The sequence below is a fragment of the Streptomyces sp. NPDC001153 genome (assembly GCF_053598315.1).
Genome location: NZ_JBSFJZ010000057.1, coordinates 1 through 14,869 on the forward strand (window position 1 = coordinate 1; position 14,869 = coordinate 14,869).

The following is a 14,869-nucleotide window of genomic DNA, read 5'->3' on the forward strand; positions in this document are numbered from 1 at the left end:
GTGACCAGGTGGCGGGCGACGAGGGCGCCGAGGCCGCCGGTGCCGCCGGTGATCAGCACGGTGGACTCCGCGTCCCAGACAGCGGCCGTCCCCTCCCCGGACTCCGCGGGCCGCACCAGGCGCGGGACACGTATCTCCCCGCCGCGAACGGCCAGTTCGGGCTCGCCGGTGGCCAGAGCCGAGGACAGCAGCCGGTCGTCGGTGCCGGCGTCGGCGTCGACCAGGACGATCCGGCCCGGATGCTCCGCCTGCGCCGCACGCACCAGGCCCCACACCGGGGCGAGCCCCAGATCGACGGTGTCGCCGGCAGCCGCGGCGACCGCGCCCCGGGTCACGACCGCGAGCCGGGTGTCGTCCCCGGACTCGTCGGCCAGCCAGGTCTGCAGGTGAGCCAGAACACGGCCCGTGTGGGCGCGCACCACGTCGAGGATGTCGCCGTCGGAGCCGTCGAGGCGCAGCACGCTCCAGCCGTCGGCGCCGGAGGCCGCCGGGGCCGTGACGGAGGACCACTCCACCCGCAGCGGCGTGGCGGCGCCGCCGTGCGCGGCACGCAGCTGCCCGGTGTCGACCGGGCGCAGCACGAAGGAGTCGATCCGGGCCACCGGCGCCCCTGACGCGTCGGCGACCGACAGCGAGACCGAATCCGTGCCGGTCGCGGTGATCCGGACCCTGATCGCGGACGCGCCGGCGGAGTACAGCGACACACCGGTCCAGGCGAACGGCAGCCGGGTGCCGTCCGGGACGGGCTCGGGCGAGGCGAAGTCGGTGGCGTGCAGCGCGGCGTCCAGCAGGGCAGGGTGCAGCCCGAAGGCGCCCGCCCGGGAGGCGGTGTCGCCGTCCAGGGCGACCTCGGCGAACACTTCGCCGTTGCGCCGCCACACGGCCCGCAGCCCGCGGAAGACAGGGCCGTAGCCGTAGCCGTTCTCGGCCATGTCCGGATACAGCGCGGTGATGTCGACGGACTCGGCGCCGGACGGCGGCCACTGGGTCATGCCGAAGGACTCGGCGGTCGCCTCCTGGGCCGCGGATGCGGCGAGCACACCGGTGGCGTGCCGTGTCCAGCCCTCGTCGGAGGCGTCCTCGGGACGGGAGAAGAAACCGACCGTGCGACGGCCGTCCGCGTCCGCGGAGCCGATGACCACCTGGAGCGCGACACCGCCGGTGACGGGCAGCGCCAGCGGGGCCTCGAGGGTCAGCTCCTCGACCAGCGCGCAGCCGACCTCGTCGCCCGCCCGCACGGCGAGTTCCACGAAGGCGGTGCCGGGCAGCAGCGGGACACCCGCGATGACGTGGTCGGCCAGCCACGGATGGGAACGCAGTGAGACCCGTCCGGTCAGCACCACGCCGCCGGTGCCGTCGCCGCCCTCCGCCAGGGTCAGTACGGAACCCAGCAGGGGGTGGCTCGCCGCGGTCTGGCCGAGGCCGGCCGGGTCGCCGTTCGACGACGGGGCGCTCAGCCAGTAGCGGCGGCGCTGGAAGGCGTAGGTGGGCAGCGGGATCCTGCGGGCGTCCAGGCCGTCGTAGCAGGCGGCCCAGTCGACGGGGGTGCCGCAGGTGTGCAGGAGGGCCAGGGCGGAGAGCAGCTCGCGCTGCTCGTCGCGGTCACGGCGCAGCGCCGCGACGAAGGTGGCCTGCGTGCTGCCGCCGACACACTCCTGGCCCATCGCCGACAGCACGGCGTCCGGGCCGAGTTCGAGGTAGCGGGTGACCCCGGCGGTCTCCAGGAAGCGGATGCCGTCGGCGAAACGGACCGCCTCACGGACGTGCTCGACCCAGTACTCCGGCGAGCAGAGCTGCTCCGTGGTGGCCAGTTGCCCGGTCACGTTGGAGACGACGGGGATCTGCGGAGCCCGGTACGTCATGATCTGCGCGACGCGGCGGAACTCGGCCAGCATCGGCTCCATCAGCGGCGAGTGGAAGGCATGGCTCACCAGCAGCCGCTTGGTCTTGCGGCCCAGCCCGTCGAAGTGCGCCTTGATCTCCAGGACCGTGCTCTCCTCGCCGGACACGACGACGGAGGACGGCCCGTTGATCGCGGCGATGCTCACCCGGTCGGTCAGCAGCGGCAGCACCTCGTCCTCGGTGGCCTGGAGAGCCACCATGGCGCCGTCGGCGGGCAGTTCCTGCATCAGCCGGCCCCGGGCGGCGACCAGCGTCGCGGCGTCCTCCAGGCTCAGCACACCGGCGGCGTGCGCGGCGGCCAGCTCACCCACGGAGTGTCCGGCCAGGTAGTCGGGGCGCACCCCCCAGGACTCGACGAGCCGGAACAGTGCCACCTCCACGGCGAACAGCGCACACTGCGCGTACCGCGTCTGGTGCAGCAGCTCCGCCTCCGGGCTGCCCTCGGGGGCGAAGAGTACGTCCCACAGGGACAGGTCGAGCTGGAGGTCGAGGTGGCCGACGGCGTCCTGGAGGGCCTTGGCGAAGACCGGGTGGGTGCGGCACAGTTCGCGGCCCATCGACAGCCGCTGGCTGCCCTGTCCGGTGAACAGGAAGGCGAGCCGCCCCGCGGTGTCGGCGCCCTGGCCCAGCGGGTTGAGGAACAGACCGGGTGCCGAGTGTTCGCCGACGACCGCGCGCAGCGCGCGCTCGACGCCGGCGCGGTCGTCGGCCAGGACGACCGCCCGGTGCGGGAGCGTGGCGCGTGTCGTGGCCAGCGAGTACCCGATGTCGGTGAGGCCGGCCTCGGGCCGGTCGGCCAGGAAGGCGAGCAGACGCTCGGCCTGGGCGCGCAGGGCCGGGGCGGAGCCCGCCGAGACGGCCAGGGGAAGGACCCGGGCGGCCGGCTGCGGGATGTCCCGCACGGGGGTGCCGGCGTCCTTGAGGGCGGGTGGCTCCTCCAGGATCACATGTGCGTTGGTGCCACTGATGCCGAAGGCGGAGACACCGGCCCGGCGCGGGCGGTCGCCGCGTACCCACGGCCGGGACTCGGTGAGCAGGCGCACGTTGCCGGACTCCCAGCGGATGTTGGGAGAGGGCTCGTCGACGTTCAGGGTCGTGGGCAGAGTGCCGTGCCGCATCGCCATGATCATCTTGATCATGCTGGCCGCGCCGCCGGCCGCCTGGGTGTGACCCAGGTTGGTCTTGACGGAGCCGAGCCACAGCGGCTCGTCCTCGGGGCGGTCCTGGCCGTAGGTGGCGAGGATCGCCTGCGCCTCGATCGGGTCGCCCAGCCTGGTGCCCGTGCCATGGGCGTCGACGGCGTCCACGTCCGCCGAGGTCAGTCCGGCGTCGGCGAGTGCCTGGCGGATCAGGCGCTGCTGCGCGATGCCGCTGGGCGCGGTCAGGCCGTTGCTGGCGCCGTCCTGGTTGACGGCCGTGCCGCGGACCACCGCGTGCACGGTGTGGCCGAGCCGCCGGGCGTCGGAGAGCCGCTCGACCACGAGCAGGCCGACGCCCTCGGAGAATCCGGTGCCGTCGGCGGCCGCCGCGAACGCCTTGACCCGGCCGTCGGGTGCCAGGCCCTGCTGGCGGCTGAAGGACGTGAAGATGCTGGGGCTGCCCATCACGGTCACACCGCCGACGAGCGCGAGCGAGCACTCGCCCCGGCGCAGCGCCTGAGCGGCCAGGTGCAGTGAGACGACGGCGCCGGAGCAGGCGGTGTCCAGTGTCATCGCGGGGCCTTCCAGCCCCAGCGTGTACGAGATCCGTCCCGAGGCGACGCTGGGCGCGGTGCCGATCATCAGGTAGCCGTCGAGGCCTTCGGGAGCCTCGCTCGCCTTGACGCCGTAGTCGTGGACCTCGGCGCCGATGAACACACCGGTGCGGCTGCCGCGCAGCGAGTCCGGGGCGATCCCGGTGTCCTCCAGGGCCTCCCAGGCGGTCTCCAGGACGAGCCGCTGCTGCGGGTCCATGGCGAGCGCCTCGCGCGGGCTGATGCCGAAGAAGTCGGCGTCGAACTGCGTGGCGGTGTCGAGGAACCCGCCCTTTGTCACATAGCTCTTGCGCGGCGTGGCCGGGTCCGGGTCGAAGAGGTTCTCCAGGTCCCAGTCGCGGTCGGTGGGAAAGTCCGAGAGCACCTCGCGGCCGTCGTTGACCAGTGTCCACAGGTCGTCGGCGTTCTCGACGCCGCCGGGAAAGCGGCACGCGAGGCCGACCACCACGATCGGATCGTCGTCGTCCGCCGCCAGCCGGGTCACCGGGGCGGCGATGTCCGGTTCGGCGCCGGAGCCGAGCAGTTCGGCGCGCAGGAAGGCAGCGAGCGAGGCCGGAGTGGGGTGGTCGAACGCGACCGTGGGCGGCAGGGCGAGTCCGGTGACCTCGTTCACCCGCGTGTGCAGGGCGACCAGCCCCAGAGAGTCCAGGCCCTGCTCCTTGAAGGGCAGCTCGGGGTGGACCGAGGCCGGCGGTTCCGGGCGGATCGCGCGCAGGATCTCCAGAGACTCGGCACGCACCAGGTCGAGCAGGACCCGGACCTGTTCGGCGGCCGGCATCGGCTCCAGCCGACGCACCAGAGCCGACCGGGAGTCCGGGGCGCCGTCCGGCTCGTGCTGGGAGTCAGAAATGAAGCTGCTTCCGGACCCGCTCATCGGCACACTCCACACCTAAATTGCTGTCGCCATGCCAGGAATGGTCAAATATCCGGGATACACCCGGAGTCGACACACTAGGGCGGGGCCTGTACGCATCCACACCCCTAATGCGCCCCTACTGGTCCACTAATCGTGGACGAGCTGCGCGGTGATCGGTTCACCGAGCTCCTGCGGCGGTTCGTCGAACGTGCGCCGCACGTGGTACAGGTCATTCATCAGGTCCGCCGAGGTAATCCTTCTCGACTGCCCCAGCTCCGCGATTTTGGCCAGTGGAAGATTCCCGATATCCGTCCAGCGGAGCCTGCCGTCGGAATCGATACGGCTGCGTGTGCGGCCCGCGTTGTCGGGGTGCACGCAGTACGGCACGTCGAGGTACCCGCGGCGGAACGCGGTGAGCAGGGCGCGTCCGAGATCGGCGTCGAGTCCGAGGACGGCTTCCACCAGCGCACGCGCCTCGAGGTAGGTCTGGGAGTCGGCCGGGATCCCGGCCGCGTCCGGAGTTTCCTGGCGTGCCGCCACTCGTGCGGAGTGCGCCGCGTATTCGAGTGCCAGGACGTTCTCGTAGACCGTGGGGATGCGGCGGGCCTCCGCGGCCGTCTTGACGATGAGCCGCTCCGCACCGCTCGTCACGGCCAGTTCGGCGGCCCTGGCCAGCAACCCGTAGGCGCCCCGGGAGGTCTCGGGGTAGACCCCCATGTAGGCGTAGATCACGATGTGCCAGTTCCGGGTCGGCAGCAGTTCCGCGCAGAGCCTGCGCAGCGCGGCCACCGCCTCCTGGTCCTGCCGCATGTCGGTCTGCTGCGCATAGCTGAGCGACAGCGAACGGATGCCGTGCTGGGCGAAGAACATCGCCTCCAGGAGGCTGATGGCGACCAGTTGGCTGGGTGGGCACAGCTGTCCCATCATGCAGCCGCCGAACGTCTCCAGGTGCGGCTCGATCCCCACCTCCCGCAACCGCGCGAAGAGTTCGCAGCAGCCCGCCCAGTTGCGGACGGCGTCGGCAAGCGGCGTACGCCCGTAGGGGAGGCAGTAGGAAACGGGGCCTCCCTCGGTCGCGTTGAGCCGGAGCCGCATCATCGCCCAGAAGATGTCGATGGGCGTGGCGGAGCCATGCCGGATCTGCACGGGGAAGGTGTCGTCCCGCAGCCCGTCCAGCACCGCGGCGGTGGTGGCGGGCGGATGGGTGACGACCGGGTAGCCGTTGAGGTCGATTCCCCTGCGCAGAGCGCTCTCGACCGCCTCCAGGTCGCCCACCCTGGTGTAACTGTCGAGGGTCAGGGTGCCCACCGTGGTGGCCTCCGCCGCCTTCGTGGCCGCCAGTCCTTCGCGCATCTTCTCCGGGTCGCCGAAGCCCATTCGGGGCTGTACGACCAGGCGGCCATGGCCGCCCGCCGTACGCACGAACTCCCCGAAGTCCACTGGCGGCCGGGCCTCCTGGGGCCGCACCGGCGGGGTCCCGGTCATGCGGAGATCCTGGGCATTTCGGTGAACCGCTGCACGGGCCGCGGCAGTGCGTCGAGGAAGGTCCGGAACGCCGCGATCGGCTCCTTGCCGTCCTCGAAGACCGCGTCGAACCCGGCCGCGATCAGCTCGCCCGTACGGTCCTGCCCCTCGCCCCCGTCCGTGCCCAGCTTTCCGCCGATCACGATGGGCGTCGCGGCGAGCGGATCGCAGTCCCGGAGCCGTTCGATGACCCGCATGCCGTCCTGGTGGCCGTGCCCGTTGACGCTGCTGATGACGATCATCTCCGGCCGGCGCGCGCTGCACTCGGCGACCAGGAGTTCGTCGGGCACGCACGGTCCGAGGTTCACCACCTCGTACCCGCACTCCTCGATGAGGAGCTGGAGGAAGACGAGGTTCCAGGTGTGGGAATCGGAGGCCAGCGAACTGATGACCACGGTCCCGCGCGAGGGGGCCGGATACGCCCGCTCGGTCGTCTCCACGGCCGTCCGCTCAGTCATCGCCACGCTCCTCGACCCAGGTGCGTACGTGTTCGATGCGGGAGACGGAGACGATCTCGCCGCCGCCGACCGCGACCTCGGTGGGCGCCGGGCGGCCGAGGAACATCAGCAGGCTGGACGTGGGCCCGTACGCCCCCGCGTTGGGGATGCGCACGAGGTCACCGGGGGACAGCACCGGCACCTCGATCTGACGGCCGAGTACGTCGCCCGGCGTGCACAGCGGCCCGACCAGGCTGGCCTGCTCGGTCTCACCGTCGGCCGGGACGTGCACCGACACCGGAAGCAGCCGGCCCAGCCCGGACATCCCGCCGAAGGTGTTGATGCCGGCGTCGAGGATCACGAACTTCTTGCCCCGGCTGACCTTCACGTTGCTGACCCGGGCCACCAGTGTGCCGCTGTCGCCGGCCAGGTACCGTCCGGACTCCACCGCCAGCCGCGGCGTACCCTCGCGCCAGCGGGGGAAGTGCACGTCCAGCGAGGCCTCCAGCTCGGCCTTGAGCTTGGGGTAGCGGGCACGCTCGCCGGCCTGGGCGTACGGCACGGAGAAGCCGCCGCCGATGTCGAGCAGGCGCAGCGGAACGCCGAGATCCTCCTCGATCGCCGCGGCCACGGCGATGGTGTGCGTGAGCTCACCGATCAGTGCCGCTTCGTCGCGCGCGTTGCTCTGCGAGAAGAGGTGGAGACCGGCGATCGAGGTGCCCGGCACCTCGCGCAGCCGCTGGGCGATGTCGGGGATCGTCTCGCTGTCGATGCCGAACTGGGTGGGTACGCCGGTCATCCGGATACTGGTGGTGGCGCCGGCCTTGGCGCTGTTGATCCGCAGCAGGCAGTCGGCGACGACGCCGTGCTCCAGCGCGGACTCGCCGATGTGCTCCAGGTCGGTCAGGGATTCGGCGGAGAAGCAGCGCACGCCGCTCGCGATCGCCTCGCGCAGCTCCCCGGGGGTCTTGCCGGGACCGGTGTAGAGGATGTCGGTGCCGGGGTACCCGGCCTCCAGTGCGGCCGCCAGCTCGCCCGTCGAGCTGATCTCGGCCTTGCAGGCCGGGCCGTCGCCCTCGCGCAGCGCCCGTACGAGATCGACGTGCGGGTTGGCCTTGAAGGCGTAGAAGACCTCGAACCCGTCGGGAAGCCAGCCGAACAGGTCACGCCGGGCGGCGCGGACCCGGTCCAGGTCGTACACGTACAGCGGGGTGCCGTAGCGGCGGGCGAGGTCGGTCGGGTCCGGTGTCCGGGCGGTCATCGTCCGCTCCCCTCGACGAGCAGCAGTTCGGTCAGTGCCTGGCGGGCGTTCTTGCCGTGCTGGGTGAGGGGGAAGTCGGTCAGGACGCGACAGAGCGCGGGGACCTTCGCGGGCTCCAGGCGGGCCGCCATCTCCTTGAGGACCGTGGCCGGTTTCAGGTCGCTCTCCACGAAGAGCGCGAGGTCGTGCCGCTCGCTCGGCGGGATGGCGGCGGCGGCCCTGACCCCGGGGATGTCCATCGCGGCGCCCTCGATCTCCAGGGTGCTCATCCGGAAGCCCTTGCGCTTGAACATGTCGTCCCGGCGACCGCGGAAGTAGAGGTATCCGTCCGCGTCGAGGCAGCCGTAGTCACCGGTGTGTAGGCAGGGTTCACCGGTCGCGGGCAGCCGTCGGAAGGCCTTCGCGGTGGTGTCCGGGCTGTTCCAGTAGCCCGGCATCACATGCGGGCCCACGGCGACGATCTCCCCCACCTCGCCCGTGGGCACCTCGCGTCCCTCGGCGTCCAGGATGAGCACCCGGGTGCCGGGCAGCGGCAGACCGACCGAGTCGGGGCGCTGGAGATCCTCGTCGGGCGGCATCACGGTGATGCGCTTGGCCTCGGTCTGGCCGTACTGGCGCACCACGCGGACGCCCGGGAACATCTCGCGCAGTGCGTCGATGGTCGACTGCGGAAGGGCCGCCCCGGTGTTGGTGAACATGCGCACCGGAGGGAGACCGCCCTCGTGCCGACGGGACAGGCTGAGGATCATCGAGGCGAACGAGGGAACGATCGGCACCACCGTGGCACCGACCTCCCGCATCCGCCGCAGCAGCAGGAGGTCGGACTCCCGGTCGGCGAGCACGATCTCGCAGCGCACCACGCACGTCATCACGACCTTGTACAGGCCGTAGTCCCAGGACATCGGGAACCGGCAGAAAACCACGTCGTCGGACCGGTAGCCGAGTGCCTCGGTGAGCGCGCGGGAGGCGAAGGTCACCTGGGAGTGCGGGCACACGACCGCCTTGGGGGCGGCGGTGCTGCCCGAGGTGTAGATGAGAGTCGCCACGTCGTCGGGGCGCACCGGCTCGGGCTCGAAGCGGTCGGCGCTGCCGCGCAGTTCCTCCACCTGGGCCCACACCTGGTCCAGCTGGTGCACCGGGCTCGCGATCTCCCGCAGACTCCCCGCCGTCGCGGCGTCGCCGATGAGCAGCCTGGGTTCGGCGTTGGCGACGACGTGGCGCAGATGGTACGTCTTCATACTGGGGTTGACCGGCACGAAGACGGCACCGCACCGGGCCGCCCCGTAGAACATGGCCGCCAGCTCCCGCCCGGTCGGCAGCTGAAGCACGATGCGGTCGCCCCGGCCGACACCCGACTCACGCAGCCAGAGGGCGAACGCCTGGCTGTATTCGCTCAGTTCCCGGTACGTCCATGATCCGGACCCGTCACGGATCGCGGGAGCGTCCGGCACTTCGGCGGCGGCGTCGTCCAGCAAGCCATGGACAAGTTTTCCTGTGTCTTCGCGTGCCGAATACGAGTGGCTGACCAAGGCCGCACTCCTGCCTCGAGTTATGGCTCGGTTCGTTGATATCCCGGGACGAAATCCCGGAACGAAACCTCGACGACCACGGTATGGAGGAGGGAGGAGCGGTCAAACCCCTAACTCCCCCTATCAAAGGGTCCGTACCGCAGAATGCCCAGAGTTCCGGGGCACGGGGGGACGAGCCTCGAATTTCCCTGGACCGCCGCCGGAACGCGGCATGTAAAAAGTCCCGTCCGGGTCACCTGACCCGGACGGGACGCGGCCCGTGCCACGGGCTACGCGGCAGCGAAGGCCGCCGACGTGCCGACCGCCGCCGGATAGTCCGTGAGCCGGATGTTGTTGGCCGCCTTCACCGAGAGCCGGTCGAAGATGCCGGACATCAGACGGGAGCTGAGCATCCGGTAGGTGCGGTTGCGGCTGCGGATCTTCTTGTCCGTTGCCGGCGCGAGGAACCCCCCGGCGCCGGCCGCAGTCTTCTGGCACCCCTCGGCGAACTCCCGGATCCCGGCCTCGTAGGCGGCGAACGCGGTGCGGTGATCGCGGTGCAGCGCGAGTTCCCCGGCCAGCACATAGGCGCCGACGATGGCCAGCCCCGTGCCCATGCCACCCATGGTGGCGCCGTAGCCGGCGTCCCCGAGCAGCACCACACGGCCCTTGGAGTACCGGTCCATGCGGATCTGGGCGAGCGCGTCGAAGTAGAGGTCCTCCGCCGCGTCGAGGTCGCGCAGCGCCCGGGGCACCTCCCAGCCGAGACCGGCGTACCGGTCGGCGAGAATCCGCTTCTGCTGGGCGATGTCGTGCCGGTCGTACGACAGCTCCGGGGAGGAGAAGACCATGGAGACGATCGCCCGGTCCGGGCTGTCGCCGTAGTTGGACATGCTCAGCGCCCGGCCCGGGGCGTTGAACCAGCGGGCGGAGCGGTCCAGACCGAGGTGGTTGGGGGCGTCGAAACCGGCGACGTAGTAGCCGAGGTGGTGCAGGAACCGGGACTCGTCCCCGAAGGCCAGCCGCCGCACGTTGGAGTGCAGCCCGTCCGCGCCCACCACCAGGTCGAAGCGGCGCGGTGCCGACCGCTCGAAGCCGGCCCACACCCCGTCACCGCAGTCGTAGAGCGAGGTGATGGAGTCACCGAAGACGTACTCCACGCTCTGCCGTGTCCGCTCGTACAGGATCCGGGAGAGATCACCGCGGAAGATCTCCACTTCGCCGCTCATGAACTCCGGCGGCAGCGTCAGCTGCTCCTGGCCGGCGGCGTCGAGCATCACCTGCTCGCCCATGTGGGTCTGGTGGTGGTGGATCTCCTCCCAGATGCCCATCCGCTGGAGCACCGTCCGGTGGGCGTCGCCGCGGAAGTCCACGGTGAAGCCGCCCCCGCGCAGCGCCGGGGCCTTCTCGACCACGGTCACCGTGCAGCCGTAGCCGCTGAGCCAGTGGGCCAGCGCCGGGCCGGCGACGCTCGCGCCGGAGATCAGCACGGTCATGCCCTGCAGGGGCTGGCGCGGGGTCTCGTTCATGGGATGCTCCTCGTCCGGTCGTCGTTTCCGCTTCCGGAACAGAGCATGCTCGGGGCCGCTTACCGGTCAGGTACCGTCCGCTGACCGTCCCTGACCAAGGACGGTCAGCGCTCCTCCCTGGGACAGCGCGAGACCCCGGCCGTAGGCGCGCGCGTACGCCTCCTCGCCGGTCAGTTCCCTGGCTGCGGCGGCGATCCGCGCGACGTCGGGATCCCCGGCGACCGGCATGCCCCGCAGCGTCACCCCCGCCCCGAGCAGTACGGCGGCGCGTTCCCCCGCCCCCTCCGACACGGCCAGCCCGGCCAAGCCCTCGGCGGCGACCGCCAGTTCGGCCGGGGTCATGCGCTCCTGCGCCAGGGTCAGCGCACGCTCGTGCCAGGACCGGGCTTCCGCCACCCGCCCCTCGGACTCCGCGGTGCGGCCGAGCCCGGTGAAGACCTGCTGTATCTCCGCGGCCCCGGTCCAGCCGTCCGCGACCGAGGCCATCGCGCGCTCGTACCAGTGACGTGCCTCGGCCGTCTTGCCGGAGAGCCGTGCCACGTCGCCCAGCCCGCGCTGCGCCGCGGCCACCTTGTCCAGGATGCCGATGCGCCGGGCCACCTCCGCAGCCTGCTCGTAGTGTGTCACCGCCTGGTCCAGCTCGCCGTCGTGCAGCAGGACGTCGGCGCGGCGGCGCAGCAGGTCGGCGGTCTCCTCGGGGGCACCGAGCTGGCCGACCAGCCGGAGCGCCTCGTCCAGCCTGGCCAGGGCCAGCCGCCGGTCCCCGCGCCAGTCGGCGAACATCGCCAGCGGATCGAGTGAGTTCGCCATGCCCCAGCGGTCCCCGGTCTCCCGGAAACCCGCCAGCGCCGTGGCGAACTGTTCCTCCGCCTCGCCCGGGCGTCCCTCGTACCAGGGCTCGAAGCCGCCTCCCATCAGACTGACCGCCCTGGACCAGGTGTCCGAGCCGATCTGGCGGCGCCGGACGCTGTCGTCGGACGCCCGGCCCGGCCCGCCGATGACCGCCCACAGCACGGTCAGCACCGGCCGCCGAAGCGGCCTGCGCAGGTCCCGCAGGATGTCCTCCACCCGGTCCAGCCGGGAGTCGGCCGCCGGGGACGAGCGGTCCTGTGCATAGGCGTTGAGCACGCACAGCACGTACTCCTCCACCAGCTCCGCGGGTGGTTCGTCGCCCGCAGTCGCCAGCAGGGCCGCGGCCAGCGGGGCGGTCTCGCCATGCAGGCCGCGAAGCCACCAGTACCAGGTCAGGGCCGACATCAGACGCAGCCCGAGCACCGCGTCCGCCGACACCGACCAGCGCAGCGCCGCCTGGAAGTTGTCCTGCTCGGCGGCGAGCCGCGCCAGCCACTCCACCTGCTCCGTGCGGCGCAGGAAGGGTTCCGCCCGCTCCGCCAGCGCCAGGAAGTACCCGGCATGGGCCGCGCGGAAGCGCTCCTCCTCCCCGGAGTCCGCCAGCCGCTCGGCGCAGAACGCCCGCACCGTCTCGAACATCCTCAGCCGCCCGTCGCGGGCCTCCAGCAGCGACTTGCTCACGAGCGAGTCGATCAGCTCCTCCGCGTCGGGCAGTCCGCAGACCGCCTCGGCGGCCGCCAGGGTCGCCCCGCCCGCGAAGACCGTCAGTCTGCGGGCCATCGCCCGTTCGTCGTCGTCCAGCAGCTCCCAGCTCCACTCCACCACGGCACGCAGTGTCTGGTGCCGGGGCGCCGCGGTGCGGTCACCGCGCGACAGCAGGCGGAAGCGGTCGTCCAGGCGGGCGGCCACATCCTCCACCGACAGCGTCCGCAGCCGGGCCGCCGCCAGTTCCAGCGCCAGCGGCAGTCCGTCCAGGGCGACGCAGATCCGCTCCACGACCGAGGCCTGCTCGTCCTGCTCCGCGCGAGCCGCGAAAGCTGGGGACACCGCCGCCGCCCGGTCCTGGAACAGCCGTACGGCCGACCGGGGTTCCAGCGGGGACAGCGGGCACAGCGCCTCACCGGTCAGCCCCAGAGCCTCGCGGCCGGTCGCCAGCACCCGCACCCCAGGGCACTGCCCGAGCAGCCGGCGTGCCAGGCGGGCGGTGTCCTCGAGGACGTGCTCGCAGTTGTCCAGGACCAGCAGCAGCAACCGCTCGGCGAGTGCGGTGACCAGACGCTCCTCGAAGTCCGGGCCGCCGCCCGACGAGGGCCGCAGCCCCAGGGCGCCGAGCACGGCGGCCGCGATCTGTGCGCCGTCCGCCAGCGGCGCCAGCTCCACGAAGCACACATCGCCCGTCTCCCGGCCGGCCGCTTCCACGGCGAGCCGCGTCTTGCCCACGCCACCGGGTCCGATCAGCGTGACCAGACGCGCGCTGCGCAGCAGGTCGCCGATGCGGCGCAACTCCGTCTCCCGGCCCACGAAGCTGGTGAACTGGGCGGGCACCCCCCGCGGGGCGGCCTGCGCCGGAGCGCTCGCGGACCGCAGCAACTCCAGGTGCACAGCCGCCAGTTCGGGCGAAGGGTCGGCTCCGAGTTCCTCGGCGAGTGTTGCCCGCGTCCGCTCGTACAGGCTCAGCGCCTCGGCCTGCCGGCCACTGCCGTGCAGCGCCCGCATCAACTGGCCGCACAGCCGCTCGCGCAGCGGGTGCGCCGCGACGAGCTCCTGCAGTTCGGGCACCAGGGACGCCGCCTCGCCCAGGGCCAGCTCCGCCTCGAAGCGGTCCTCGCTCGCCGTCAGGCGCAGCTCCTCCAACCGCTCGGCCTGCCCCGTCTGGGCCGGTCCCCGCCACAGTTGGAGGGCCTCCCGCAGCAGCGAGCCGGCCCGTGCGTGGTCGCCCGCCGCCAGGGCCTGTCGTCCCTGCTGCGCGAGGCGTTCGAACCGGTGCGCGTCGACGTCGTCGGGATCGATGTCCAGCCGATAGCCGGTGGGCAGCGACTCGATCCGCACGCCGAGCCGACGCCGCAGCCGGGACACCTGGGACTGGAGGGCGTTGGCGGCGCCCGCGGGCGGCTCGTCACCGTACACTTCGTCGATCAGCCGGTCCGTGGTCACCACCTGGCCGGGGGACGACAGCAGGAGCGCGAGGACCGAACGCGGCCGCGGACCGCCCAGTTCCAGCGGTTCGCCTTCGGCGTCCCGCACTTCCATCGGACCCAGAATCGTGAACTGCACAGTCAGATTGTGTCCCATACCCATCCGTCAACTGGACCGCAGGTTACGGCTGGTGCGGGTTGTGGCCGGGACGCCAGGATCCGCTGGCCGCGATCAGACCAGCCGCCCAGGCGTCCAGCAGCAGCCGCCCGCCGGCCGCACGGGCTCCGGTCGGATCCCCGAGCACCCCGTTGACGCTGACCGCGCGCAGCCCGCCGCGCCGCAGCTCGGGCAGGACGACGGACAACGGCCGGGTGTCCCCCGCCTCCGCCCGTTCCAGTCGAACGGCGCCGGGCCGCAGCACCAGCATGGCCGAGGTCTCGGCCTGTCCGGCGTGACTGTCGGCCGGATCCCCCTTCGGCTCCCAGAAGTACGCCTGGCGCCCCTCGCCGCGCAGCCGCTCCACCGCGCGCCGCACCGGACCGGCGTTGCCGCCGTGCGCCGAGACGAACGCGACGGCCGCGAACGCGTCGGCGGAGCGGCCCAGTTCGGTCAGCAGCAGTTCGGTGGCCTGCTGCCCGATCGACAGGGTGCCGGGGAACCCGGCGTGTTCTCCGCTGGAGCCGTAGTGCACGGGCGGGGCGAGCACCACCCACTCCCGGGCCGCCGCCAGCCGCTCCGCCAGCGCGAGCGCGATGTCCGTGTCCACCGTGAAGGGCAGATGCGGCCCGTGCTGCTCGGTGGACCCCACCGGCACGACCAGGACACTCCGGTCGGCCGTGGCGGCGATCTCCGGCCACGTCGTCCCGGCCAGCCTGCGCGGCTCGGGCATCCGTCTCACACCTTTCCGTCTCCCAGGACTGCGCGGGCCGACGGCGGCCTCGCGCGGTCGTTCTGTTCGCGCGGCATGTCGTTCCGTGCGCGCGCCCCCGGCCTCGGCCTTCGGCACGTCCGTCCCCGGCGTCCCGGCCGACACCGCGCCGAGCCTCGCCGCCGTCCGCCCGGTTTCGGCTCCGGTCGCACGTCGTGCTGTTCGCGTGGGCCGCGTGCCGTA

The 14,869-nt window shown here is 72.3% G+C and carries 8 protein-coding genes; all 8 read right to left on the reverse strand.

Going from position 1 to position 14,869, the window contains the following annotated elements; translation table 11 throughout:
* The coding region (locus ACWDEN_RS41595; protein WP_450863138.1) for a type I polyketide synthase at positions 1–4,529 on the reverse strand (4,529 nt) is incomplete at its 3' end.
* A gap of 129 nt (positions 4,530–4,658) precedes the next feature.
* The gene (locus tag ACWDEN_RS41600; RefSeq protein WP_351613864.1) at positions 4,659–5,996 is read right to left on the reverse strand and encodes a methylaspartate mutase; all 1,338 of its coding nucleotides are present in this window, start codon (positions 5,994–5,996) and stop codon (positions 4,659–4,661) included.
* Entirely contained in the window at positions 5,993–6,493 is a 501-nt protein-coding gene (locus tag ACWDEN_RS41605) for a cobalamin B12-binding domain-containing protein (RefSeq protein WP_351613861.1), read from the reverse strand. The genes ACWDEN_RS41600 and ACWDEN_RS41605 overlap by 4 nt, the downstream gene beginning before the upstream one ends.
* Positions 6,486–7,733, reverse strand: coding sequence for a type III PLP-dependent enzyme domain-containing protein (locus ACWDEN_RS41610; protein WP_351613859.1), 1,248 nt, complete (start codon positions 7,731–7,733; stop codon positions 6,486–6,488). Before ACWDEN_RS41610 ends, ACWDEN_RS41605 begins: the two co-directional genes overlap by 8 nt.
* Positions 7,730–9,208, reverse strand: a complete 1,479-nt coding sequence (locus tag ACWDEN_RS41615; protein WP_450863141.1) for an AMP-binding protein — start codon at positions 9,206–9,208, stop codon at positions 7,730–7,732. The genes ACWDEN_RS41610 and ACWDEN_RS41615 overlap by 4 nt, the downstream gene beginning before the upstream one ends.
* 323 nt (positions 9,209–9,531) lie before the next feature.
* Entirely contained in the window at positions 9,532–10,770 is a 1,239-nt protein-coding gene (locus ACWDEN_RS41620) for an FAD-dependent monooxygenase (RefSeq protein ID WP_351613853.1), read from the reverse strand.
* Between the two features lie 66 nt (positions 10,771–10,836).
* Entirely contained in the window at positions 10,837–13,896 is a 3,060-nt protein-coding gene (locus ACWDEN_RS41625; RefSeq protein ID WP_351613850.1) for a BTAD domain-containing putative transcriptional regulator, read from the reverse strand.
* A gap of 43 nt (positions 13,897–13,939) precedes the next feature.
* Complete coding sequence (gene mftE / locus ACWDEN_RS41630; RefSeq protein WP_351613848.1) at positions 13,940–14,647, reverse strand: mycofactocin biosynthesis peptidyl-dipeptidase MftE; 708 nt, start codon at positions 14,645–14,647, stop codon at positions 13,940–13,942.
* Between the last annotated feature and the right edge of the window lie 222 nt (positions 14,648–14,869).

Bases quoted from the DNA above. Each gene is read 5' to 3' on its own strand.
- ACWDEN_RS41600 (WP_351613864.1), bottom strand. From the start codon at position 5,996: ATGACCGGGACCCCGCCGGTGCGGCCCCAGGAGGCCCGGCCGCCAGTG.
- ACWDEN_RS41605 (WP_351613861.1), bottom strand. From the start codon at position 6,493: ATGACTGAGCGGACGGCCGTGGAGACGACCGAGCGGGCGTATCCGGCC.
- ACWDEN_RS41610 (WP_351613859.1), bottom strand. From the start codon at position 7,733: ATGACCGCCCGGACACCGGACCCGACCGACCTCGCCCGCCGCTACGGC.
- ACWDEN_RS41620 (WP_351613853.1), bottom strand. From the start codon at position 10,770: ATGAACGAGACCCCGCGCCAGCCCCTGCAGGGCATGACCGTGCTGATC.
- mftE (WP_351613848.1), bottom strand. From the start codon at position 14,647: ATGCCCGAGCCGCGCAGGCTGGCCGGGACGACGTGGCCGGAGATCGCC.